Source organism: Acinetobacter chinensis, assembly GCF_002165375.2.
GTDB classification, from domain to species: domain Bacteria; phylum Pseudomonadota; class Gammaproteobacteria; order Pseudomonadales; family Moraxellaceae; genus Acinetobacter; species Acinetobacter chinensis.
Genome location: NZ_CP032134.1, coordinates 1,784,041 through 1,807,819 on the forward strand (window position 1 = coordinate 1,784,041; position 23,779 = coordinate 1,807,819).

Consider the following 23,779-nt stretch of genomic DNA (forward strand, 5'->3'; position numbering starts at 1 on the left):
GGCTAAAACCATTTGAATTATGTTTCCCTTAATATCAGTACATTGACCCAAAGCAAATATTTATTTTATATTTCACGTAATTTGAGTTAAAATTTAAACATATATGCAGCAAAGCTATATTCTGAAATAAATATAAAAACATCATTAAAAGCCAGTACAGATAAAAGCGACCGCTGTTTTACTCAATGTGGAAATATTATGTCTGTGGAAAATACGCTGTCACTATGGAATAAGTCTTTTATTCTGTGCCTGACAAACAACCTGTTTTTATTCATATTTTACTTTGCTCAGACAACGGTTTTGCCTGTTTATATTGTAAATGATCTGAATGGCTCACTGACACAGGCAGGGCTTGCGATGACGCTGTTTATGGTTTCATCCATTGCTGTACGTCCTTTCAGTGGTCTGATTATTGAAAAATTTGGCAGGAAAAAAACCTTATTTATTGCTGAAGGATTCTTCTGCCTGTTTTCAGTCGCTTATCTGTTTGCAGATAATTTAACAGCCCTACTGGTGATCCGTTTTTTACATGGCATCTGGTTCAGCATACTGACTACAGTGGTGGTTCCAATCGTCAATGATTTTATCCCTGAGCAGCGTAAAGGTGAAGGTATGGGCTATTTTGTCATGTCCATCAATTTAGGGATTGTCCTAGGTCCACTGATTGGTCTGACCTTAATTCAACCACTTTCCTATCTGTCTGTTGCAGCAATACTGGCAGCTATTGTATGTTTGGGATATGTTTTCTGCTTTATGATTCCTGTCCAGAATGAACAGCATCAACGACCAGTTGTTACTGAGAAAAAGTCATTAAGCATCAATGATTTTATAGAGAAGAAATCACTTTCTGTTGCGGCACTTGCCATGATCGTTTCATTTTCCTATGCAAGTATTATGTCCTTTATTTCGACTTTTACCGCATCTAAAAACCTGCTGTCTTATGCCAGTCTGTTCTTTATTGTTTTTGCTGTTTCAATGATGAGCCTCAGACCGCTGACAGGAAAACTGTACGATAATAAAGGTCCACATTATGTGATTTATCCTGCACTTATACTCTTTTCTATTGGACTGGCTGTTTTAAGCCAGATCAACACTTTGACAGGCTTAATGATCGCTGCAGTATTTATTGGTATAGGTTTTGGTTCTGTGCAGCCCTGTTTACAGACACTGGCAATCCAGCGTGCACCTAAGCACCGCATTGGACATGCAACATCCACTTTTTTCACGTTTTATGATATCGGTATTGCTCTAGGTTCTATATTGCTGGGAGTTATTATTGCAGCTCAGGGTTACAGTTTTGCTTATCTGTTGTGTGCACTGCTTACAGCAGGCAGTCTGCTGTTTTACAGATATATCGTTGCACCCAAAGCTGTATGAAATCTGCAGGAGTGCAGAACTGCCGCTCCTGCAAAGATATTATGATGCAGGCTGTGCAGAGCCTGTATCTTCTGCTGTTTCAGCTTCTTCAGATTTTACCGAAAATACTGCTGCACTACCAGGCACAGCCTGATCCTGTCGGGTTGAACGCAGTTTAATCTGAAGCCTCAGTTCATTCATTGAGTCGGCATTACGCACTGCTTCCTCATAGGAAATTGAAGAATCATTGTATAAATCAAATAATGCCTGATCAAAAGTCTGCATGCCCAGTTCACGGGATTTGGTCATAATCTCTTTCAGTGCATGAAACTGCCCTTTCAGAATGTTATCTGCTATCAAAGGTGTATTCAGCAGTATTTCTACGGCTGCACGTCTGCCCCGACCATCCTGTGTCCGAATCAACCGCTGTGAAATAATAGCTTTCATATTTGAGGACAGATCCATCAGCAGCTGGTTTTTACGCTCCTCAGGGAAAAAGTTAATAATCCGGTCCAGAGCCTGATTGGCATTATTGGCATGTAAAGTCCCTAAACACAGATGCCCTGTTTCAGCAAAGGCAATGGCGTGTTCCATGGTTTCTGTATCTCGGATTTCTCCGATCAGAATCACATCGGGTGCCTGTCTTAAAGTATTTTTCAGTGCATTGTGCCATGAGTGACAATCGACCCCGACTTCACGGTGCGTAATCATGGATTTTTTATGTTTATGGACATATTCGACTGGATCTTCAACAGTAATAATATGTCCTGCTGAGTTTTCATTCCGATGGTCAATCATTGCAGCAAGCGACGTTGATTTACCTGAGCCTGTTCCACCCACCACCAGAATCAGGCACTGTGTTTCAGCAAATCCATTCTTAACTGTTCCGCAGCCTCAATCAGTACCGCACTGGTTTTATCCCAACCCAGGCATCCATCAGTTACAGACTGACCGTAGACCATATCACAAGAAATTTTCTGATTTCCATCAACCAGATGACTTTCGATCATAACCCCTCGAACCTGGGTCTGATGACGTTCACTGATCACTGTTCTAAGGACATCCGGCTGCAGCATTGGATTTTTACTGCTGTTTCCATGACTGCAGTCCACAACCAGAGCCGGCATTTCACCTTTTATTGAATCTTTAATCTGCCTGATATCTGCCAGATGGAAATTGGTTCCTTTATTGGAGCCACGTAAAATCAGGTGCGCTTTAGGGTTTCCCTTAGACTGGAGTACTGAAGGTAAACCACTTTGACTCATCCCCAGAAACTGATGCGGACGGGAAGCAGATTCAATGGCATCCAGTGCAATCTGAACTGAACCATCAGTACCATTTTTGAATCCAATACTGAAATCCATGTGACTGGAAATTTCACGATGAATCTGCGACTCACTGGTACGGGCACCAATTGCTCCCCATGCCAGCAGATCGTCAAAATATGCCGTTGCCATAGGGCTCAGAATTTCACTTGCCAGTGGCAACCCCAGTGCAGCAATTTTTAAATACAGTGATCTTGAACGCTCCAGTCCCTGTTGTAAGTCAGAAGAACCGTTCAGTTCTGGATCGTACATAAACCCTTTCCAGCCCACAGTGGTTCTTGGTTTTTCGATATAAGCACGCATCACAAGATAGATCTGATCACCTACCAGCTGCTGTAATTTCTGTAGATGCCCTGCGTACTCGAGGGCTGATTTTTCGTCATGAATTGAACATGGGCCTGTCACCACAAGCAGTCGTGGATCAGTTCCATTAAGAATATTCTGAATTGTCTCGCGCTGTTCTTTGATTTGATGTGCAATTTCTGGAGATAAAGAAAATTTTGCCTTTAATTGTTGTGGCAGGCTTAATGTCAGTTCTGAATTATCTGTATGTTTCAGTGATGTATTTAATGCGTTCATTGATTTTTCCTTTGGACTGTTGCTGTCGCAGTCCGAACTTTTATTTGAGCGTTATGGGTCTGTTCGATTGCTTGATAAGAGTCATCACCTGACTAAAGTAAAACCAGTAAACATTGCTAAAGTATGAATAGTTAAATTTGTTCATGATAATCTCCAGAGATCTGTAAATAAGAAGCATAAAAAAACCTGATCAGGGTTGCCGATCAGGTATTAACTGGTGGGCAACTTTTCATTGCCCGAACACATCCAGGCAACTATTTAAATTGCCAAAAGTAATAAGATACCTGTACTGAATGCGCTTTCATTTCTGCTTCTACAAAAATATTAAGTGTTAAAAAACAAAATACGCTCTCTTTCGAAGCTTGACAATAGCTTTTGTAAAAAAAGCCGTAATTTATCTGTTCCTGAAGCGCAGGATAATGTGATTCAGCTCAGTTTATTTTTGCATCAGCATACATAGAATCTGATTTAAGTGGATGTCTATCAAAAAATGGATGCAACTGCATATTTATTCATCAAAAACTAAAGTATTACTTCCCCTTTTATTCATTTTCTCTGTATTTTATTTATGTTCGGAATTTTAATGGTTGTGAGCTGCTCTCCAGATATGTAAATTGCTGTATGAAAGTCTGATATTTGCTTGTTTCGTCAGATAGAAAAACCGTTCGGTCGCAATTGGTATTGAATGAGAAAGAGCTTTTCAGTTTCGAAAACTTAATTGTTGTTGATGTTTCCAAGGATTAATTCATGTTTCAACATGTAGATGCATATGCAGGAGATCCAATTCTTTCTCTGATGGAAGAATTTGGTAAGGATGAACGTACAGAAAAGGTCAATTTAAGTATTGGACTGTACTATAACGAAGACACTATTGTTCCTCAGTTAAATGCAGTTAAACAGGCACTTAAAAATATTGAGCCTCTGAATGACAAGGTAAAACTTTATTTACCTATGGATGGTTCAAAATCCTACAACACTGCAACACAGCTTTTGGTTCTGGGTGAAAATTCTCAGGCTCGCAAAGATGGTCGTGCAGTCACGGTACAGACCCTGGGTGGCTCAGGCGCTTTAAAAGTTGGTGCAGATTTTCTGAATAAATACTTCCCTGACTCTGATGTCTGGGTCAGTCAGCCAACATGGGAAAACCACATTGCTATTTTTAATGGTGCAGGTGTCAAGTCACACTTTTACCGTTATTTCGATGCATCCACCAATGGTGTAAACATTGAAGCAATGCTGGAAGATTTAAATACCATTCCTGCTAAAGGCATCGTATTGCTTCATCCATGCTGTCACAACCCGACTGGTGCAGATTTAACCCCTGCTGAGTGGGATCGTGTCATTGAAGTTCTGAAAGCCCGTGATCTGATTCCTTTCCTGGATATTGCTTATCAGGGCTTTGGTCAGGGTCTTGAAGAAGATGCGTATGCTATTCGTGCACTGGATAAGTCAGGCATGAATTTCATTGTCAGCAATTCTTTCTCCAAGATTTTCTCACTGTATGGTGAGCGTGTTGGCGGTCTGACTTTCATCTGTGATGATCAGGATGCAGCTCAGAGAGTACTTGGACAGCTGAAAGCAACAGTTCGCCGTATTTACTCAAGCCCTCCTACAACTGGTGCACTGGTTGTCGATCAGGTACTGAACAGTACTGAACTGACAGCACAATGGCATGCAGAACTTCAGGAAATGCGTGAGCGTATCATTCAGATGCGTGAAATTTTACGCGCGAAACTCAGTGCTGCATTACCAGAGCGTAATTTTGACTATCTGACAGCTCAGCAAGGAATGTTCAGCTATACTGGTTTAACTGCTGAGCAGGTTGATATTCTGAAAGATAAATATGGTATTTATCTGGTTCGCAGTGGTCGTATGTGCGCAGCTGGTCTGAATCTGAAAAATATTGATTATGTAGCCAGTTCGATTGTTGAAGTACTGAAAGCAACAGCTTAAAGTTACTGAAGCGCGTTAAAAATCCCTGCACTGTCAGGGATTTTTTTATATCAGTTGACATGAAGTATAAAATTCATACAATAGCCATTCCCCATCCCTATAAAAGAGCAACGCCAGTGAAGTAAGTCATTTTCCATCATTTTTTTATTTTTTAATTAAATTAATCTGATGTGCAAAATAGACGAACTCGTGCTGCGATTGCCTCGATCATTATTTTCTGTATTTTTATGTCTGATACGACATTTTAAATCTGTAGTTCCACTGTTTTGTACGTCCTTTTTATAAGGATTTCTTATGACTCAACAGGCATGTATTATTTCCGGTCTTTCTTTGGAGTTTCCTGCAAGAATACTGTTTCAACAGCTGAATTTCAGCCTGAATAAAGGACAACTCTCTGCACTGACAGGCCGTAATGGTCAGGGAAAATCCATGCTGATGCAGATGTTGCACAGCATGAACTGCCACACTGACACATCAGACAATCATGCTTTTACGACAGGAAGCATTCACTGGAATATTCCCCACTCACATTTACCTCAGTTACACCGGTTACAAGCAAAAACCATTGCTGATGCTCTTGAGATCAAACATTTACATGATGCTTTTCAGCGGATTGAAAATGCTGTTGCAGATATGGATGATTATAATACGGTTCAGGACAGCTGGCATTTTCCTGCACTGTGGGAACAGCAGCTTGCAGAAGCGGCATTGCCCACATGCCTTGATTTTCCTGTCCATAAACTCAGTGAGGGTGAAAAAACTCGCCTGGCACTGATGAAACTGTTTCTGAAGCAGGATCACTATTTACTGCTGGATGAGCCGGCAAATCATCTGGATCATAAATCCAGAAGATGGCTGATGGAAAAAATGCACTCGCATGCATCTGGCGTGCTCCTGATCAGTCATGATGTTCAGTCGCTTGAGCATGCAGAACAGATTTATGAGCTTTCTGGACATGGTCTGCAATGTTTTCATGGGAATTATTCAGATTTCTCTGAACTTAAGCAGCTGCATACTGTTGCACTTGAGGAAAAAATTGCACAGGAAAAACGTGAACTGAAACAGCTCAGACATCAGCAACATACCAGTTTAATGAAATCTCAGAAAAGACAAAGTCATGGTCAGGCTTTACGTGATTCTGGTTCTCAGGCAAAAATCCTGCTTGATTATCAAAAAGATCAGGCCGGAAAAAGTCTGGGAAAATTAAGAACACAACAGCAGAACCAGATGGATCAGGTGCAGGCAACATTAAAAGACAATCAGCAACAGCTGGAACATGTCAAAGTGCAACGTTTTCATTTTCCTTTTATAGCTACTCATACTTCCAGGGAAGTTCTGAGAGTTTCAGCGCTGACTTTACCGTATGGAACCCAATATCCCGTTTCATTATCACTCAGATCTGATCAGAAACTGCATATCCGTGGTGAAAATGGCAGTGGGAAATCGACCTTATTAAAACTGATTCATCAGAAAGATTCTACAGCGATCTATTGTGCTGCGGGTACAGTTTATCTTGACCAGAATTTCAGCTTTTTAAATACAGAACTGAGTGCTCTGGAAAATTTAAAGCTGTTAAGTCCTGAGGTTTCTGAATCTGAGTGCCGCAGGTCTCTCGGTCAGTTAAGATTATCGGGCGATAAGCCTTTACAGCCTTTATCTCAGTTAAGTGGTGGTGAACAGTTGAAAACTGGCTTACTCGCAATCAGTCAGATGTTACGCCCCGATCATTTACTGTTACTTGATGAAGCCGAAAATCATCTGGATATCGAGTCCCGACAATTACTGGCACATGCAGTCAGAACTTATTCGGGAGCTGTTTTGCTCGTTTCACATGATGACTGTTTTGTTCGGGATTGCGGTATTACTGAATCTGTCGAATTAAAAAAATAAAGTGATGTAACCTGGAACATAAAAAACCTGCGCTATGGCAGGTTTTTTATGTTCAGTTATATGATCTTTTCAGCTGATATTTAAAAAATATCACGCTTAAAAATGAATGACTGTACGGATAGATTTACCTTCATGCATTAAATCAAAGGCTTTGTTGATGTCTTCAAGCCCCATGGTATGCGTAACAAAAGGTTCCAGCTGAATATTACCACGCATAGCTTCCTCAACCATGCCAGGTAACTGACTGCGCCCTTTTACGCCACCAAATGCTGTACCTTTCCAGCTACGCCCAGTCACCAACTGGAACGGACGGGTTGAAATTTCCTGACCTGCACCTGCCACGCCAATAATCACTGACTGTCCCCAGCCACGATGCGCACATTCAAGTGCAGAACGCATGACACTGGTATTTCCGATACATTCAAATGAATGATCCACGCCCCAGCCTGTCATTTCAACGATCACCTGCTGAACGGGCTGATCGTAATCTTTAGGATTCAGGAAATCCGTAGCACCGAACTGTTCTGCCAGTTTGAATTTTTCAGGGTTGGTATCAATGACAATAATACGTCCTGCTTTGGCTTTTTTGGCTCCCTGAACCACAGCCAGACCAATTCCGCCCAGTCCAAATACAGCAACAGAATCGCCTTCCTGAACTTTGGCTGTGTTTGATACTGCTCCAAGCCCCGTGGTCACGCCACAGCCCAGTAAACAAACCTGCTCATGGTTCGCTTCTGGATTGATTTTAGCCAGGGAAACTTCAGCAACTACAGTATATTCACTGAATGTTGAACAGCCCATATAGTGATAAATCGGTTGGCCATTATAGGAAAAACGGGTTGTTCCATCCGGCATTACTCCTTTACCCTGAGTTGCACGTACAGATACACACAGATTGGTTTTATTGGATTTACAGAACAGACATTCACCACATTCCGCTGTATACAGCGGAATTACGTGATCACCCGGCTGTACGGAAGTTACACCTTCACCGACCTGAACCACGACACCGGCACCTTCATGCCCCAGCACTGCTGGAAAAACACCTTCAGGATCATCACCGGATAAAGTAAATGCATCGGTATGGCATACGCCGGTATGTGAAATTTTAATCAGGACTTCACCTTTCTGAGGCGGAGCAACGTCCAGTTCGACAATTTGTAAAGGTTCACCTGGCGCAAACGCCACCGCAGCACGTGATTTCATCTCAAATAATTCCTGATTGAATGATCCATTAACAGTTCAGCTACAGTAACCTTTTTCGCTTTAAAGATTCAAGTAGATAGAAAATGTTATGATTTGTCTGAAAACAGTTTGTGTACCCAAAAATGAAACAACATAAAACTAAGATCATTTTAATTTGTGCTGTATTTACATTGACAGGTTGCAGCTTACCTATGAATCAGGCGAAACCGGAAGCAAACGTTGCAGTCCATTCTGAGCACTGGATTAATGAACCAGACACCGCACATAAACTACAGAAAGGAATGTCTGCCTATCTTGCAATGAATGATGCCTTTCAGAGCATTGCAGCACGTGTGCATCTGATCCGCCATGCAAAATATACGCTTGATTTACAGTACTATATCTGGGCTGATGATTTCATTGGGAACCTCATGCTGCATGAACTGCTGAAAGCAGCAGATCGTGGTGTAAAGGTCAGATTACTGATTGATGATCAGAATGGTACAAAACTGGACAGCCAGCTGACTGCTCTGCTTGCTCACCCGAATATTCAGGTGAAATTTTATAATCCGTATAAATTCAGAAATTTTCGGGTCATGGACTATCTGTTCAGAGCAATGAAAATCAATCGTCGAATGCACAACAAACTAATCATTGCAGATGGTGCAATTGCAGTGACCGGTGGTAGAAATATCAGCAGTGAATACTTCGATGCAAGTGACTCATTTCAGTTTACGGATATGGACATTCTGTTTTATGGCACGGCAGTCCATAAAGCCAATGATACATTTACAGATTTCTGGAATTATCAGTTGAGTTATCCTGCTCAGCAGTTTATTACGACGGGCTCAGCTCAGGAGCTTCTACAGTTACGTGAACAATATAAAGCACTGGAAAACAATAAACATTCAGCAGATGAGAAAGTAGACTTTGAACAGAAAGAACTGGCCAATGAACTCAATCAGAACCATGTAAACTGGGCATATGCCGACTTTCTGGCTGATTCCCCGAAAAAAACAGCAGGTGAAGCCGAAGGAAATGAGCTGATTTCACATCAGATCCGTAATCTTATGGGCGATCCAACTGAAGAAATGGATCTGATCGCCGCCTATTTCGTTCCTGCAAAAAACGGGACACAGTATATTTCACAGCTACCTGCCAAAGGGGTTAATGTCAGAATCTTAACCAACTCCTATGTCGCAAATGATGTTGCCCTGGTACATGCTTTCTATCAGAAATACCGGGTCGATTTACTTAAAAGTGGTGCAAAACTGTATGAGTTTAAGCCTTATATTGAGCGCACAAGACGGACCTGGTATGAAGTGGTCACAGGTAATGTGATTCCTAAAAAAGGGAAAAATAAATCAAGTCTGCATGCCAAATTTATCAGTATTGATGACAAAACCTTTATTGGTTCATTCAACCTCGACCCCCGTTCTTTTAATTTAAATACCGAGGTCGGTCTGGTGGTTCGGTCAGATGCGTTACAGGAACAGGTTTCATATCTGCTGGACCGTACACTTCTGAAAGTCGCTTATGAAGTTAAACTCGATAAAAATGGCGATCTGATATGGTTTGATCATCAGAATAACGGGAAAGTTGTTCAGTTCCATACTGATCCGCATACCACTGGTTTTCAGCGGTTTATCATGCACAGTGTTTCATACCTGCCCGTTGAATGGCTGATGTAATGACAATGTAAGGATAGTGCTCGTCATTCTGGTTCATTTCAGGTTTTCTGACAGCTGAAAGCACATAAGCCTTTTATTTGCTTTAAAACATGAACCTGTCTGAAGCCTGCCTGTTCAAAAGTTTTGAAATGCTCTTCCATAGACATATACAGTTCGTTATTACTCATTGCATCATCGGCATAGAGATGGTCGCACACCAGGTAAATGGCATCATCTTTCAGGTGTTTTTTGATCTGTAGATGGAAATTCAAAGCATGATTTTTATGCCTTAACTCATGTAATGCCTGATGAATAATAATCAGATCGTATTGCTCCAGCCCCTGATTCCATCCAGATTGTTTAAAGTCTGCTGTATAAAACTTAGAACGCTTCAACTGCTCAGGCAGAAGTCGCTGAATCGAAAGCTGATGCATTGCATCTGAGAAATCCAGTGCTGAATATTGAATTTCTGGGCAATGCTCCAGTAAATATTCAGCCAGAAATCCTGGACCAGAACCAAGTTCCAGAATATCGACAGCATTCTTCTGCTGAATCAGTTCAGCATACATTTCAAAGAAGCTGTAACGCCACGGACGTTTAACATTTACTTCATTTGCCCACTGTGCAGCATCTGTCTGTTTCCGTAAATCAACAGGACTGGGTACATCTTCAGAAACAGATACGGGATTTTCATGATTCATTTTTATAACTCTATCAACATATTCAAAATTCGATGCATGTCTTATTTATAAGATAAATTTACTTTCTACTTATACATAATTTCAATCAATAAAACACTTTGTTTTACACACCTGAAGCATTGCTCTAAGATAGCACTTTCCTGAAAGCTCCCCCAGTCTGCATGCAATTTTTTGATTTAAGCCGTAAATTTAATTTAGATAATATTCTCACTCCCCGAAAAACTTTAACTGAGCTTCAACAGCAGGAATGGTTTCTGAGCAAAATCAGAATTGAACATGACTGTTTAACTGATACTCAGATTATTTCCGGTCAGGTTGTACTTTGCTCAAATGAAAAAACTGAAATTGAACTTGAATGGCTGATTGAAGATACAGGTTATAGCCTGAATGTCTTATTTAAAGGTATAGAGACTGTTGAAAATGAAACAACGATGATAATGGTAAAAGGTGCGCTACTGGTTGATCAGAATGATCAGTGCATCAGTATACAGGCTCTTAAGCTGTGGATTGATGGAACACTGCTCCCTATGCTTCCTGGTATTCGCACAGAAATAAAATCCAGACTGAATCTATGGGACTACGCTTCCAGTGACTGAATTACATATCTGTATTGTTGATTGCAGCGCCTGCACCTGATCTCAAAATCATTTTTTACTATCATGGATTCTTTTTCAGATCATTCAGACCATCTGCAAGCACATCAAAAACTTTTTTATCAATACTTTGTGCAACATTAAAGCGTAGAAACTGCCCTGCATTTCCAGACTTACTGAATGAATTACCAGGTGCAAGGATTACACCATGTTGCAGACAGTATTGTGACAGATCAGCAGCCAGAACGCCGTGTGGAAGTCTGCACCAGAGAAAAATACCTGCTTTAGGAATAATCCAGGGGTGAATCTCCAATTGTGCAAGTTGCTGAATCTGTTCCTGAAAAGCTTTCATTAACTGTTTCTTTAACCAGTCCGTATGTCTCTGATAACCACTGTCCATCAAAGCATGATAAATAATATCGGCATTGATAAAGCTACTGCTGAAACTGGTGGCTATCCGTAAATCAATCAGTTCATCTATACGCTTTTCTGTAGAAATAATATAACCACAACGTACAGATGCAGATAAAGTTTTACTGAAGCTGCCAACCTGAATCACCTGTTTCAAACCTGTCAGAGCTGCATATCGTGGTGCCTGCAAATATTCAAAATCAGCAAAAATATCATCTTCAATGATGAGCATATCTGATTTTTCAACCATTTTCGCAATACTGTATGCTGTCTGTAATGACAAAACAGCACTAGTTGGATTGTGAATGCCTGAGTTAGTCAGATAAATTTTCGGTTTTAACTGTAAAGCCTGCTGAAAGTGCTCAATATCTGGTCCATTGGTTGTAAATGGAACAGCGATTGCCTGTATATGGTGTGCTTCCACCAGCGCATGGAAATTAAAATAACAGGGATCATCAATTAAAATAACATCCCCTGGTTTTAACAACAGTCTGAAAATCAGATCAATCGACTGTGTGGCAGAATCTGTCAGTAAAATCTGTGCTGGGCTTAATTCCTGCTGAATGTATGCTTTTTTACGTGCAATATACTGTCTTAAACCAGTATGACCATGAGGTACTGCATAATCCATCAGTAATGAAGTTTCAGCTTTAGCAACCTGTTTCATTGCCTTACGGATCAGAGCATCGGGCATCCAGTGTGCAGGCAACCAGCCACAACCAGGTTTCAGAGTATTATGATCTGCTTCCAGTGACTGTCTGGAAATCCATAAAGGATCGATCTCACGCTGGTATTGAACCGAACTGACTGGAAAACTGACTTCCGGCATATATCCAGAGACATAGTAACCAGCACCTTTTCTCGGCTCAATCAATCCCTTACTGACCATACGCGCATAGCTTTCAACAACAGTTGATACTGAAAACCCAAGTTCAGTTGCCAGTCTGCGTACTGAAGGTAATCTTGAGCCTGCAATTAACTGCCTGCTGTCGATCAGACCTTCAATATACTGAATGCTCAATTCCACTTTATTTTTAGCCATGACTTTCAGTAATCTTCGTGATAAATGAAACAGTGTCTCAAAACTTAATATGAAATTTATTTTTCTGCAAATTGTACTGCTTTTATTTCCATAACAGTTTGCTCCAACTGTATAGTTACTGTGTATGTTCATCATTCTCCTGAACATTCAGTATTGACGGAATCCCTTATATTTTATGGATACTGTCCATGCAGAATTCAGCAATCAACAGCTCATCAAAAGGATGGCTCTATGGCATAGCCGGCGTCATTATCTTTGCAGGTTCTTTGCCAGCAACACGTATTGCTGTGATGGGCTTTACTCCAGAGTTTCTGACTGCAGCCAGAGCTGCTATTGCGGGTGTACTTGCCATTTTCTGCATTTTATTTTTTTCGAGGAAAATACCTTCAGTACAACAGTTTTATCGTTTAGCCATTGTTTGCCTGGGCGTGGTCATCGGTTTTCCTCTCTTTACCGCACTGGCATTACAGACGGTTACTTCTGCTCATGCTATTGTTTTTATAGCATTACTCCCCCTTTGTACCGCAATTTTTGCCGTTTTTAGGGCTGCTGAAAAACCATCACCCGCTTTCTGGTGTTTTGCAATTCTGGGCAGTGCACTTGTAATTGCATTTACCCTCTATGAAAACAAAGCACTTAGTTTCAGCAAAGGTGATATTTATATGATCCTCGCTGTTATTGTCTGTGGTCTTGGATATGCCGAAGGTGGGCAACTGTCCAGAAATCTTGGTGGATGGCAGGTTATCTGCTGGGCATTGATTATTGCTTTGCCTGTTATGCTTGTTTTCAGTGTGTACTACTTTCCTGACCATCTGAGCCAGATCAGTATTTCCCAATGGTCAGGACTGGCTTATGTATCTTTATTCAGTATGCTGATCGGTTTCTTTTTCTGGTACAAAGGACTGGCTTTAGGGGGAATTGCCAGTGTTGGACAGGCACAGCTGTTACAGCCTTTTATAGGACTTGGCTTTGCAGCAGTCCTGTTAAATGAGCATGTCAGTACAGGTATGCTGATCGTCAGTTGTGCTGTCATCTGCTGTGTCACTATGGCAAAAAAATTTGCTTAGGATGTAAATGGATTGAATACTCCGACATGATACCCTTGGTAAGAGAATGCTGTTCAACTTATGCTTTATTAAAGAAAGTCAATTTCTTTAAATAAGCTCAAATAAGCTTCTGCTTTCTTTTCAAGTGCTAAGGGATAGGCTCTTGAGGAAGATGGCATTCTGTACAGTGTCAGCTCCCGACCTGCAAAATGTGTCTCTACAGCCTGACCAATCACAGGTTTCTGTGTTCCCTCAGGCATGGATAACATCAAGGTGTCTGTTGCTTTATCTCCCGTTGTCATAACACTCTGACATTGTGGAATTGTACTCAGTAACTGCTTCATGTCTGTAGGCGTAACAATCTGTAAAAACTTATCTGATGCGTTACCCTGTAAACGAACAACCTGATAAGCCGTATCAAATATAGCAATTCCTTTTTCATTCAGAAAATCTTGAATCAGTTGTTCTTTAAAATTTTTATTTGGTATATCCAGAAAATAATCTTTATTTTGAAAAAAAATCAGTCCAAAGATCCGCCACATGTCGTTCTGATAATTCGGATAGTAAAAATCCATTTTCCAGCGTGTTTCAGGCGGCGGAAAACTGCCCAGCATCAGTAATCTGGCATTTTGTGGTAAAAATGGTTTAAGTGGATGGGTTTCTATTTCCAGATCAGTCATTTAATGCATTATAAAATTTGATATTTATAGTTTAAATCTTAACATTATTCATTGAACCATAAAAGAAAGTGTAAAACCAAACCCTTAGATGCCTAAACATCCTTATTCATCGCATACTTCTCCGTTCTGCTCTGAAATCACTGTTCCATCCAGTGCTTTATCAACGGCATTTGAAGCCAGCAAACGTTTTTTTGTATTTGTTGTTATTGCATCAATTTCATTGACCGTTTTATAAGCTGTGTCCGCTGAAAACCTTAGATAAATACAACTGATTGCCATAGAGTTTTTAATCGAAGCCTCTTTAGCTGCCTGTCTGTTACCCGGATCAATCAAAATAAACTGCTGCATACTTTTTGCGAACTGCTTTACAGCATTCTGTTGATCAATATTTTTAAAATTCTTTTGTATATATGCATCTATATCATCCCTGATACCATTGTCATCACCATCAATTCCAGCAATAGTATCAGTCCTTTCAAGTTCAGGAAGTTCACCAGCATCTTCCATTTTAGAAATCTGTTCAGTAAAAGTCGCTGTTTCTAAGTGTTTCCCAACTGGTTCATATTCACTCTGACATGCGCTGAAAGAGCTTAAAAATAGAATACTTAACGCTAATATTTTCATTCATAGGACAACTGGATAAGTTTTAAATTAAACATAATTAATATTCGGGTTAGGTTATCAGTTGCGGTAATTTTAATTACTCATCGCATACTTCTCCATTTGGTATGGAAATGACCGTTCCATCTAAAGCTTTATCGAATGCAACATACTCTAATAAACGTATTTTAGTATTTGTGGTTATACCTAGAATATACTGAACCACACTTTCATTATTCGATGCTTCCCCATTTGGGAACTTATCAAAGATACAGGTGATAGCTTTAGTGTTTGCAATAGATGCTGCTTTTACAGCGATTTTATCTTCTTTATTAACCAATAAAGAAGCCTGTAAGATTTTTGCAAATTGACTTGCAGCTTTTTGTTGTTCTTCACTTGTGTAGATTCTACCGATATATACATCTATATCATCCCGGATACCATTGTCGTCAGCGTCAATTCCAGCAACAGTGTCAGTTCTGTCGAGTCTGGGAAGTTCACCAGCATCTTCCATTTTAGAAACCTGCTCAGTAAAAGTCGCTGTTTCTGAGTGTTTCCCAGTTGATTCATATTCACTCTGACATGCGCTAAGTGTGGTTAAGAACAGAATACTTAACGCTAATATTTTGATTTTCATTGGCACGACAATTTAATATCCTCATATTACTGCATAATTAAATACTGAATCATCATGCACAACACTACTACAAAAGTATATAAAATCATTGTGTTATCTTTTTTCAGCAATGAATAACCAGAAAAATTTAATTTTTCATTATATAAACTGAAACCTTTTATTCATCACATACATCTCCTCTGGGCAATGATATAACAGTTCCATCTAAAGCTTTATTCAGCTCTAAATATTCCATCATTCGTTGCTTTGTATTTGTCGTTGCTCCAAGAATTTCTTCGATTACCCTTCCATCATTAGGTGAAGTCCCACCTGATATTTTTTTAAAGATACAACTAACAGCTCTCGCTTTTGTATTAGATGAAGCTTTGACTGCAATTTTATCTGTTTTATCAACCAACAGTGATGCTTGTAGACTTTTAGCATATTGGCTCACAGCTTTTCGTTGAGAGGTGGTCCCACTTGTTTGAACAACTAAAAGCGTATTTATAAGTGATATTCCGCTCTAGTTAAGCCACCTTGTTTTGTTGGGGTAGCTGATCATAGTAAAACTCATTTGGTGTCATTTTGTCTAGACTCGAATGAGGTCGTTTCAAATTATAAAACTCAAAATATGCACTTAATTGCTTTTTCGCATCTGTGACACTGCTATAAGCTTTGAGATACACCTCTTCATATTTAACGCTCCGCCATAATCGTTCAACCATCACATTATCTACCCATCGACCTTTACCATCCATACTGATTTGAATGCCATTTGATTTCAATACATCAATAAATGCATCACTGGTAAACTGGCTGCCTTGGTCTGTATTAAATATTTCAGGTCGACCATATTTTTCAATCGCTTCATTTAAAGCCGAAATACAAAAATCCACCTCCATACTAATCGATACCCTATGCGCAAGTACCTTGCGGCTATGCCAATCAATCACAGCACATAAATAAACAAAGCCTTTTGCCATAGGGATATACGTTATATCCGTAGACCACACTTGATTACTGCGCTGAATAGCCAACCCTTTGAGCAGATATGGATATTTACGGTGAGCTTGATTAGCCTGGCTTAAATTTGGTTTGCAATATAACGCCTGAATACCCATTTTCTTCATTAAAGTACGTGTATGACGTCGTCCTATATGATGTCCTTGACGATTCAACAAATCACGCATCATACGACTGCCTGCAAAAGGATATTGCATATGTAATTCATCAATACATCGCATCAGCTTCAGATCTGATGCACTCACAGGTTTTGGGCGATAGTAATAACAACCACGGGAGACTTTCAGCAGCTTAGCTTGCTTAGATACTGAAATCTGAAGTGAGTCGTCGATTAACTTTTGTGGTTGAAGCGGCCCAGTTTCTTCAACACACCTTCTAAAAAATCAATTTCTAATGCCTGCTCACCGATTTTTGCATGTAGTTTTTTTAGATCGATGGGTGGTTCTGTTGGAGCTTTTGATTGATCGAAAGCTTGCGAGGAAGCTGAGATCAATTGATTTTTCCAGTCAATAATTTGGTTTTGATGAACATCAAACTCAGCACTCAATTCAGCAAGTGTTTTTTCTGCTTTAATCGCAGCAAGTGCTACCTTAGCTTTAAAATCATTTGAATGATTTCTTCTTGGTCTACGTGCCATAAAATACTCCATATATTGATGTTTATAACATCATTTGAGGAGCAGAATATCACTTATAGGAGTTGTTCAAATTTACGGATCCATCTCTTTGTTCTTCATTTGTGTAGGTTCTACTGATATATGCATCAATATCATCCCGGATACCATTGTCGTCAGTATCAATTCCAGCAACAGTGTCAGTTCTGTCGAGTCTGTGAAGTTCACCAGCATCTTCCATTTTAGAAATCTGTTCAGCAAAAGTCACTGTTTCTGAGTGTTTCCCAACTGATTCATATTCACTCTTACATGCACTGAGTGTGCTTAAAAACAGAATACTTAACACTAATATTTTGATTTTCATTGGCACAACAATTTAATACCCCCATATTGCTACATAATTAAATACTGGATCATCATGCACAACACTACTACAAAAGTATATAAAATCATTAAGTTATCTTTTTTAGCTATGAATAACCAAAAAACAGTTTTTAATTTTTCATTATATAAACTGAAACCTTTTATTCATCACATACATCTTCTCTAGGCAATGATATAACAGTTCCATCTAAAGCTTTATCTAATACAAAATATTGCGTTAGTCGAAGTTTGGTATTAGTAGTCATGCTTAAGATTTCTCTTACTACACGCTCACCATTAGGGGATTTTCCACCAGGGATTTTGTCGGAAATACAACTTATAGCTCTAGCTTTTTCATTAGTAATAGCTTTAACCGCAATTTTATCTTCGGTATCAACTAATAAGGATGCTTGTAAGCCTTTTGCATATTGATTAACTGCTTTTCGTTGTTCTTCGTTTGTGTAGGTTCTACTGATATAGGCATCTATATCATCCCTGATACCATTGTCATCACCATCAATTCCAGCAACGGTGTCAGCTCTGTCAAGTTCTGGATCTTCAGTACCACATGCACTAAATATACTGATGCATACAACAATTAATAAGAACAATCTTATTTTCATCTAAACCACAATTAAATAATTTAAAAAATATGACCACACCACTTTAATGGATTCAATTAATTGAAAAATTATATCTTTTTCATATCCGACCAATGTTTATCAGATATACATCCCTCAGAATATTCAAGGTTACTAATATAAAAACTATTCATATATTTTTCAAGTGATTGATAATCTACATTTTCAGGAATGTTTATTGAGTAAAAATGTTTAGCCATAGAACCACAAGTGCAGCCTAAAGAATCTAAATAATTAATAACACTATCAATAAAATCTGTAGTTAGATTGTAAAATATTATACGAATAATTGAGCTACCTGAGCTTTGTATACGCTCTCCACAAATATAAACACCACTAATATCATTAATATTAACAGTAATTATGTCATCAAGTGCAAAATGATTAATAAAAAATGGTAAACTTTTAACTTTATAAGAGTTTTGATCGTTTTTAACACAAACAAGCCATTCATAATCATCTTCATTATCAAGGTTTATATAATTAACGCCGACTTTATGATAAATCATAAGTAATTTCCCTCCTATTTGTTTTATTTTTCAATATTATATGTGGCACACAACACTCTACCATTAGAAGGATTACCTATATATAATATACTGCCACTTTATAAAATATCATTTACAAACCCACTATCCAATCTTAAAAAATTAATTCATATTATTTACCATTACATTCATAATATAATCGGACTGTTACCTCTTACATTAGCACTCTTATTTTTCTTCAAAAGCAATATTTTTCATACTTCATAAAGCATTTTATTTACAACTGAGAGTTAAATTTTCGCCTATTAAATTTACATTGTCTTTCCAGAATCGAAAGTAACACAATATCCATTTTACTGGAATCTGCTGTTGATTTTCTTGACCAGTTCTTTTGCCCAAACCCAGTAAATATCCTTACCAGGATGAAATCCATCCTCAGCCATATCCAGTTGCTGGGCTTTAAACTCTTCAGGATTAAACTGGATCAAAGCATAATTTTTTTTCGTTTCCACAAGGTTTTTCAATTGCATATTCATCTGAGCTGAATACTGTCCAAACAGCCAGGCCAAAGGGTTTGGTAATGCAGGAAACAGATTCATTGGAGGAACACCTGTGATCAATACCTGATCAGGTGTAAATTTAGTCTCAATTTCCGCATAAAATTCTTTCTGCTGCTGTACCCATTTCTTTGGTGAAGTCAGCTTTGTCACATCGTTTACGCCTACAGAACTGATGACTACATCTGCATGAAAACTGTCGAGCTGTCTGACCCTCTGCAAAACTTGAACTGTGGTATCTCCTGTACGTGCCTCCAGCTGGTACTGAACGGTATAATCATTCTGTAGTTGTGTAAGAACGCAGCCGAGTAAAGCATTTTCCTGAGTCTGAACACCGACACCGGCTGCGGCTGAGTCGCCTACAATCAAGACTGACAGCGACTTTTTACCTGTTGCAGTCTGACCTTTGCGTATCCCTTCAGGTTCTGGTAACCGTGGCGTATTTTTCTTTACGGCATAACCCTGCACAATCAGGGAAGGTAATAACGCCAGTGTATATAGTTTTAATAACATATTCAGAAGACACTTTTTCAGGCAGGTAAAGGAAATTGTCCTTGCTGCAAAAACTGAGACAGTTCAAAACGGACGATTGTTGCACTTTCCACCGCTTTAAATACAACATCATTTGCAGAAACATCACAGAACCACTGTTCTCTGCTCTGAGGGCTGTTTCCTGTAAAATATTGAGCACTGAACAATCCAACACAGGCTGCATGATTTTCATCCCGCGCAGATGGATATTCAAACGCTTCAATACCTGCTTCACGCATGGATGTACCTAAAGCCTGTGAATAAGCATAATTTTTAGGGTGAGCCAACAGTTCCAGATGCCTGTCAAAAGGTACATCCTGTAAACGAAGACCTTTTTTACACTTATAGCCCACTGAAAATAAAGTATGTTCTGAGCGTATCATACTTTTTACAGGTGTTCCCTGCATGGATTTCAGGAATACAAAACGATAGTATGCAGACTCTGCAAGGGTAACTGCTACGCTGCATCCGCCATAAAAAATACTCGGTTCAAAAGTCCTTCCATAGCGTGAACCCCATTTTAAAGGTGGATACCTGAATGGTGATTTCAGCAGGTAATGAAGTTTTTCTATATCTGCTGGATAGGGTGGCTTCACTGATTCGAGTAAATCCTCCAGTAAAGCCTGTTCTTCCAGTGTATCGACAAGCTGTCGGGTTGCAATCTGTTCCTGACTTTCTACAAGTCTGTACAGCGTACCTGCTATAGGCTTGATCTGTTGCTGTCCATGACATTCCTGCCATAGATCAAGTACAGCGGTCATACTTTACCCCGCAGCGCATCAAGGAAATTGACCACGCTGACCAGACCTGTGATGCTTTCAATCTGCTGTACAGGTACACCACCTGTGACCAGGTTCGGCGTATTGATAAAATGACGCATCCACTCCAGATCGCCACCCGCCAGAGCATAAAGCGCACGGTAAATACGAATCAACAACAGTGCCAGTTCACCCTGCTTGGATGATGGATCAAGCTCAGGATTACTTTTTAAACGACTGATGGCAGTACGGTGGACACCTAAAATGGCAGCCAGCTGTGTCTGTTTCAGTTCCAGCTGTTCTGCTGCATTCAGTACAGCTTTTGCCAGAACGACATTTTTTTCTACAGGTTGTTTCAGTAATGCACTCATAACCAAAAACCTTTTTATGATGTATTTTCACATAATATACAATAAATGTTATTTTTTCACAACAAGGCAAGTGTATTCAATCTGTAGGCACAGAGAATAAATTTTCAGGATTTAAGCCTGAAAAATGTGATCAGTTATCATAAATGACAAAAGACCCTTTAAGAGCCTTTTGTTATTTATATACGGATATTTACTTAAACTGCAGACCGATATTATCCCAGTTTATTGACAATTTTCAGAGGTAAAACTTTCATTGCCAGACCAAGTGGCAACCACGGCCACTGTGGGACATAAGCTTTCACCGGTTCTTTTTCAATTGCTTTTGCGAGTAGATGTGATCCTGTTTTTTCATCCACTTCAAAAGGCAGTTTTTTAGCACCTTCGTTAATTTCAGTACGGATATAACCTGGAAAAATCGTGGATACTTTAATGTCAGTATCAATCAGTTCAGCACGGATACCTTCTGCCAGATGTGCTACCGCAGCTTTACTTGCACCATAAGCTGTCAGATGTTTAGGCATCCCCCGAATTGCACTCATAGAGGAGATCATGACCAGATGACCAAATTTCTGTTCACGGAAAATTTCGACCGCTGCTTCAGACTGAGCCAGAGCTGAGATAAAGTTTGTTTCTACAGTTGCCCTGTTGATTTCAAACTTACCATTTCCAATACGACGACCGTCACCTACACCTGCATTGACAATAACGCGGTCAATCGTGCCAAACTCCTGTCTGAACTCACGGAACACCTGAAAGACCTGATCATAATTGGTGACATCCAGAACTTTACAGCTGACTTTCACTCCATATTTTGACTCAAGTTCCTGTTTCAGTGTTTCCAGACGCTCAAGACGACGTGCGCAGACAGCAAGGTTGTAGCCTTTCTGAGCAAATTCACGTGCCATACCGGCACCGATACCTGAACTTGCTCCTGTTATCAGAATTGTTTTAGCCATGATCAGTTCCCTGTTATATCCATGTCAGTAGTTGAGGATTTTCTGCTTTTATAAAATGATGCTCATTGAGACTGAGTAACTGTGGTTCAGTGCCAACCAGACGCAATGTAGTCAGACTTGTATTGGCAATTGCCCAGTTCAGTGCAAAAGTTTTCTCAGGACTTAGCCCCAGAATCTGACCTGCTGCTACAGAAATCACGCCACCTGATGTAAATACAACAGCATAACGTGGTTTTTTTTTAGCCAGTTCAAGACAGAGCTGTTCCAAGGCATTTTCCACACGACCTTTAAATGATGGCCATGCTTCATCATATTCATGATGATATTCACCACCAGTCCAGCGTCCAATTGCAGACTCAAAAATCTTTGCAAGATATGCTCTTGGATTTGCTTCCTTTGCAACTTCCTGTTTCAGTAAGTGAGGTTCATTGAATTTCGGCTCATACAGGGAAAAAACCTGTTGATGGTTAAACTCATTCCATTCACTGTCAGTCACTACAGCTGCATCGGGAAAGCACTCAGCCAAAGCTATATCGGCAGTCTGCTGGTGTCTTTGCATGGAGCCTGCAACGACATAAGGCATTTCCTTTAAAATACTTTTAAAATACTGCCCAAGCACTTTTGCCTGTAACTCACCATTGGCGGAAAGTTTGTCATAACTCTCAGCACCAAATGATGCCTGACCATGCCGAACAAGATATATGGTGGTCATTTTCCTAAAATTTCCTTAAATTTTTCTATATATTTCTGAGCAATGTCATTGGCTTCCAGTTTCTGCATACCAATCAGTTTCAGTGCACGGATATGTAAAGCATGAATGACAATCCAGAAATCTTTGAATGCCGGATTATCGGTCTGTTTATGATAATAACGGTAATAAATCTGCTGTGCGATTACAGCAAGACGGAAAATTCCGAATACTTCATAGAAGCTCCAGTTTTCAGTCTGTAACCCCGTTTTTTCAAGATAATAATCAACCACTTCTTTACGGCTGAACATACCTTTTAAGTTGGTTGGCTGGCGACGGGTCGATTTGAAAATCTGATTGTCTGTATCTTCCACCCAGTAAGCCAGTGCAGAACCCAGATCCATCAATGGATCACCGATGGTTGCCATTTCCCAGTCCAGTACGCCAATCACTTCTGTCGGATTTTTCGGGTCAAGAATGACATTATCAAAACGCCAGTCATTATGAATAATACAGCTGGTCGAATCTTCAGGAATATTGTCATTCAGCCATTTTCGGACATATTTAAATGAAGGAACATTGAGGGTATGTGCTTTTTCATAACGGGCATCCCAACCTTCAACCTGACGACGGCAGTAACCATCACCTTTACCAATTTTCTCAAGTTCAGTTCCCTGATATGGAACCTGATGCAGCTCAATCAGTTTATCAATGACATTGATACAAAGTTTACGGACTTCAGCTTCGCCAAACTGCAGTTCAGGTGGTAATTTAGCACGTGGAATAATCCCTTCAATGCGCTTCATGACATAGAAATCGCAACCAATGACGGATTCGTCCTGGCACAGTCCAATCATTTCAGGTAAAACCGGATAGAACGGTGCAAGCAGTCGCTGAACATTGTATTCACGTGCCATATCATGTGCAGATTTTGCTTTCGTACCTTTTGGTGGACGACGTAAAATCAGATCGGCATTTTCATACTTCAAGCGATAAGTCCAGTTGGAAGCCCCGCCTGAATACTGTGTCACTTCGGCAGGTCCTGAAATTTCTGAACCATTTTCAATTAACCAGTTACTGACAGCACGTATATCCAGTTCTTCACCTTCACGAACTTTTCCACCAACATCTATAACTGACATA

The 23,779-nt window shown here is 39.7% G+C and carries 24 protein-coding genes and 1 pseudogene; 6 read left to right on the forward strand and 19 right to left on the reverse strand.

What is annotated here, in order from left to right; all coding sequences use genetic code 11:
* Positions 1-198: 198 nt before the first annotated feature.
* Positions 199-1,377, forward strand: coding sequence for an MFS transporter (locus tag CDG60_RS09320; RefSeq protein ID WP_087514065.1), 1,179 nt, complete (start codon positions 199-201; stop codon positions 1,375-1,377).
* A gap of 39 nt (positions 1,378-1,416) precedes the next feature.
* On the opposite strand, the pseudogene CDG60_RS18540 reads toward CDG60_RS09320, so the two are convergent.
* Positions 1,417-2,211, reverse strand: a pseudogene (locus CDG60_RS18540) (PilT/PilU family type 4a pilus ATPase); the annotation flags it as partial.
* Positions 2,205-3,260, reverse strand: coding sequence for a 3-deoxy-7-phosphoheptulonate synthase (locus CDG60_RS18545; RefSeq protein ID WP_087514066.1), 1,056 nt, complete (start codon positions 3,258-3,260; stop codon positions 2,205-2,207). The gene CDG60_RS18545 and the pseudogene CDG60_RS18540, both read right to left, overlap by 7 nt.
* A gap of 747 nt (positions 3,261-4,007) precedes the next feature.
* Here CDG60_RS18545 and CDG60_RS09335 point away from each other — a divergent pair.
* Positions 4,008-5,213 (forward strand): amino acid aminotransferase, encoded by a 1,206-nt coding sequence (locus tag CDG60_RS09335; protein ID WP_087514067.1) that lies wholly within the window; start codon positions 4,008-4,010, stop codon positions 5,211-5,213.
* A gap of 294 nt (positions 5,214-5,507) precedes the next feature.
* Entirely contained in the window at positions 5,508-7,103 is a 1,596-nt protein-coding gene (locus CDG60_RS09340; RefSeq protein ID WP_087514068.1) for an ATP-binding cassette domain-containing protein, read from the forward strand.
* A 96-nt stretch (positions 7,104-7,199) separates the two neighbouring features.
* Here CDG60_RS09340 and CDG60_RS09345 read toward each other — a convergent pair whose 3' ends face one another.
* A complete protein-coding gene (locus CDG60_RS09345) occupies positions 7,200-8,309 on the reverse strand; it encodes an S-(hydroxymethyl)glutathione dehydrogenase/class III alcohol dehydrogenase (protein ID WP_087514069.1) in 1,110 nt (369 codons plus the stop codon).
* A gap of 191 nt (positions 8,310-8,500) precedes the next feature.
* Between CDG60_RS09345 and CDG60_RS09350 the strand changes: the two genes are divergently transcribed.
* Positions 8,501-9,979 (forward strand): phospholipase D family protein, encoded by a 1,479-nt coding sequence (locus tag CDG60_RS09350; protein WP_087514070.1) that lies wholly within the window; start codon positions 8,501-8,503, stop codon positions 9,977-9,979.
* Between the two features lie 38 nt (positions 9,980-10,017).
* Here the strand turns inward: CDG60_RS09350 and CDG60_RS09355 are convergent, their stop codons facing one another.
* Positions 10,018-10,659: a class I SAM-dependent methyltransferase gene (locus tag CDG60_RS09355; protein WP_087514071.1), complete on the reverse strand. Its 642-nt coding sequence runs from the start codon at positions 10,657-10,659 to the stop codon at positions 10,018-10,020.
* Positions 10,660-10,820: 161 nt separating this feature from the next.
* On the opposite strand from CDG60_RS09355, the gene CDG60_RS09360 reads away from it, so the two are divergent.
* Entirely contained in the window at positions 10,821-11,255 is a 435-nt protein-coding gene (locus tag CDG60_RS09360; protein ID WP_087514072.1) for a hypothetical protein, read from the forward strand.
* 61 nt (positions 11,256-11,316) lie between these two features.
* On the opposite strand, the gene CDG60_RS09365 is transcribed toward CDG60_RS09360, so the two are convergent.
* Complete coding sequence (locus tag CDG60_RS09365) at positions 11,317-12,705, reverse strand: aminotransferase-like domain-containing protein (RefSeq protein ID WP_087514078.1); 1,389 nt, start codon at positions 12,703-12,705, stop codon at positions 11,317-11,319.
* A 203-nt stretch (positions 12,706-12,908) separates the two neighbouring features.
* On the opposite strand from CDG60_RS09365, the gene CDG60_RS09370 reads away from it, so the two are divergent.
* A complete protein-coding gene (locus CDG60_RS09370) occupies positions 12,909-13,772 on the forward strand; it encodes a DMT family transporter (RefSeq protein WP_087514079.1) in 864 nt (287 codons plus the stop codon).
* A gap of 68 nt (positions 13,773-13,840) precedes the next feature.
* Here CDG60_RS09370 and CDG60_RS09375 read toward each other — a convergent pair whose 3' ends face one another.
* The 14 genes from CDG60_RS09375 to CDG60_RS09435 all read right to left on the reverse strand — a co-directional run bounded on the left by CDG60_RS09375 (position 13,841) and on the right by CDG60_RS09435 (position 23,778).
* A complete protein-coding gene (locus CDG60_RS09375) occupies positions 13,841-14,431 on the reverse strand; it encodes a uracil-DNA glycosylase family protein (RefSeq protein ID WP_087514073.1) in 591 nt (196 codons plus the stop codon).
* A 102-nt stretch (positions 14,432-14,533) separates the two neighbouring features.
* On the reverse strand, positions 14,534-15,055 hold the full coding sequence (locus tag CDG60_RS09380) for a hypothetical protein (protein ID WP_087514074.1): 522 nt from the start codon (positions 15,053-15,055) through the stop codon (positions 14,534-14,536).
* A gap of 76 nt (positions 15,056-15,131) precedes the next feature.
* Complete coding sequence (locus CDG60_RS09385; RefSeq protein ID WP_087514075.1) at positions 15,132-15,668, reverse strand: hypothetical protein; 537 nt, start codon at positions 15,666-15,668, stop codon at positions 15,132-15,134.
* 157 nt (positions 15,669-15,825) lie between these two features.
* On the reverse strand, positions 15,826-16,101 hold the full coding sequence (locus CDG60_RS09390) for a hypothetical protein (RefSeq protein WP_193853177.1): 276 nt from the start codon (positions 16,099-16,101) through the stop codon (positions 15,826-15,828).
* A 73-nt stretch (positions 16,102-16,174) separates the two neighbouring features.
* Positions 16,175-17,307, reverse strand: a protein-coding gene (locus tag CDG60_RS09395) for an IS3-like element ISAba14 family transposase (RefSeq protein WP_223155595.1) whose coding sequence is annotated in 2 segments (ribosomal slippage) — positions 16,175-17,055 and positions 17,055-17,307 — 1,134 coding nt in all. Because the reading frame shifts where the segments join, the coding sequence is not laid out codon by codon here.
* Between the two features lie 49 nt (positions 17,308-17,356).
* A complete protein-coding gene (locus tag CDG60_RS18300; RefSeq protein ID WP_087514205.1) occupies positions 17,357-17,647 on the reverse strand; it encodes a hypothetical protein in 291 nt (96 codons plus the stop codon).
* Between the two features lie 160 nt (positions 17,648-17,807).
* Complete coding sequence (locus CDG60_RS09400; RefSeq protein WP_087514206.1) at positions 17,808-18,269, reverse strand: hypothetical protein; 462 nt, start codon at positions 18,267-18,269, stop codon at positions 17,808-17,810.
* 68 nt (positions 18,270-18,337) lie between these two features.
* Positions 18,338-18,796: a DUF4265 domain-containing protein gene (locus CDG60_RS09405; protein WP_087514207.1), complete on the reverse strand. Its 459-nt coding sequence runs from the start codon at positions 18,794-18,796 to the stop codon at positions 18,338-18,340.
* Positions 18,797-19,128: 332 nt separating this feature from the next.
* Complete coding sequence (locus tag CDG60_RS09410; protein ID WP_087514208.1) at positions 19,129-19,845, reverse strand: SGNH/GDSL hydrolase family protein; 717 nt, start codon at positions 19,843-19,845, stop codon at positions 19,129-19,131.
* Between the two features lie 17 nt (positions 19,846-19,862).
* A complete protein-coding gene (locus CDG60_RS09415; protein WP_087514209.1) occupies positions 19,863-20,624 on the reverse strand; it encodes an RES family NAD+ phosphorylase in 762 nt (253 codons plus the stop codon).
* Positions 20,621-20,992 (reverse strand): MbcA/ParS/Xre antitoxin family protein, encoded by a 372-nt coding sequence (locus CDG60_RS09420; RefSeq protein WP_087514210.1) that lies wholly within the window; start codon positions 20,990-20,992, stop codon positions 20,621-20,623. The genes CDG60_RS09415 and CDG60_RS09420 overlap by 4 nt, the downstream gene beginning before the upstream one ends.
* A 212-nt stretch (positions 20,993-21,204) precedes the next feature.
* Entirely contained in the window at positions 21,205-21,948 is a 744-nt protein-coding gene (locus CDG60_RS09425; RefSeq protein WP_087514211.1) for an SDR family oxidoreductase, read from the reverse strand.
* Positions 21,949-21,961: 13 nt separating this feature from the next.
* Complete coding sequence (locus CDG60_RS09430; protein ID WP_087514212.1) at positions 21,962-22,660, reverse strand: histidine phosphatase family protein; 699 nt, start codon at positions 22,658-22,660, stop codon at positions 21,962-21,964.
* Complete coding sequence (locus CDG60_RS09435) at positions 22,657-23,778, reverse strand: phosphotransferase family protein (protein ID WP_087514213.1); 1,122 nt, start codon at positions 23,776-23,778, stop codon at positions 22,657-22,659. The genes CDG60_RS09430 and CDG60_RS09435 overlap by 4 nt, the downstream gene beginning before the upstream one ends.
* Between the last annotated feature and the right edge of the window lies 1 nt (position 23,779).

Excerpts from the sequence above, each read along its gene's own strand:
- CDG60_RS09320 (WP_087514065.1), top strand. The coding sequence starts at position 199 with ATGTCTGTGGAAAATACGCTGTCACTATGGAATAAGTCTTTTATTCTG.
- CDG60_RS18545 (WP_087514066.1), bottom strand. The coding sequence starts at position 3,260 with ATGAACGCATTAAATACATCACTGAAACATACAGATAATTCAGAACTG.
- CDG60_RS09335 (WP_087514067.1), top strand. The coding sequence starts at position 4,008 with ATGTTTCAACATGTAGATGCATATGCAGGAGATCCAATTCTTTCTCTG.
- CDG60_RS09340 (WP_087514068.1), top strand. The coding sequence starts at position 5,508 with ATGACTCAACAGGCATGTATTATTTCCGGTCTTTCTTTGGAGTTTCCT.
- CDG60_RS09345 (WP_087514069.1), bottom strand. The coding sequence starts at position 8,309 with ATGAAATCACGTGCTGCGGTGGCGTTTGCGCCAGGTGAACCTTTACAA.
- CDG60_RS09350 (WP_087514070.1), top strand. The coding sequence starts at position 8,501 with ATGAATCAGGCGAAACCGGAAGCAAACGTTGCAGTCCATTCTGAGCAC.
- CDG60_RS09355 (WP_087514071.1), bottom strand. The coding sequence starts at position 10,659 with ATGAATCATGAAAATCCCGTATCTGTTTCTGAAGATGTACCCAGTCCT.
- CDG60_RS09360 (WP_087514072.1), top strand. The coding sequence starts at position 10,821 with ATGCAATTTTTTGATTTAAGCCGTAAATTTAATTTAGATAATATTCTC.
- CDG60_RS09365 (WP_087514078.1), bottom strand. The coding sequence starts at position 12,705 with ATGGCTAAAAATAAAGTGGAATTGAGCATTCAGTATATTGAAGGTCTG.
- CDG60_RS09375 (WP_087514073.1), bottom strand. The coding sequence starts at position 14,431 with ATGACTGATCTGGAAATAGAAACCCATCCACTTAAACCATTTTTACCA.
- CDG60_RS09380 (WP_087514074.1), bottom strand. The coding sequence starts at position 15,055 with ATGAAAATATTAGCGTTAAGTATTCTATTTTTAAGCTCTTTCAGCGCA.
- CDG60_RS09385 (WP_087514075.1), bottom strand. The coding sequence starts at position 15,668 with ATGAAAATCAAAATATTAGCGTTAAGTATTCTGTTCTTAACCACACTT.
- CDG60_RS18300 (WP_087514205.1), bottom strand. The coding sequence starts at position 17,647 with ATGAAAATCAAAATATTAGTGTTAAGTATTCTGTTTTTAAGCACACTC.
- CDG60_RS09400 (WP_087514206.1), bottom strand. The coding sequence starts at position 18,269 with ATGAAAATAAGATTGTTCTTATTAATTGTTGTATGCATCAGTATATTT.
- CDG60_RS09405 (WP_087514207.1), bottom strand. The coding sequence starts at position 18,796 with ATGATTTATCATAAAGTCGGCGTTAATTATATAAACCTTGATAATGAA.
- CDG60_RS09410 (WP_087514208.1), bottom strand. The coding sequence starts at position 19,845 with ATGTTATTAAAACTATATACACTGGCGTTATTACCTTCCCTGATTGTG.
- CDG60_RS09415 (WP_087514209.1), bottom strand. The coding sequence starts at position 20,624 with ATGACCGCTGTACTTGATCTATGGCAGGAATGTCATGGACAGCAACAG.
- CDG60_RS09420 (WP_087514210.1), bottom strand. The coding sequence starts at position 20,992 with ATGAGTGCATTACTGAAACAACCTGTAGAAAAAAATGTCGTTCTGGCA.
- CDG60_RS09425 (WP_087514211.1), bottom strand. The coding sequence starts at position 21,948 with ATGGCTAAAACAATTCTGATAACAGGAGCAAGTTCAGGTATCGGTGCC.
- CDG60_RS09430 (WP_087514212.1), bottom strand. The coding sequence starts at position 22,660 with ATGACCACCATATATCTTGTTCGGCATGGTCAGGCATCATTTGGTGCT.
- CDG60_RS09435 (WP_087514213.1), bottom strand. The coding sequence starts at position 23,778 with ATGTCAGTTATAGATGTTGGTGGAAAAGTTCGTGAAGGTGAAGAACTG.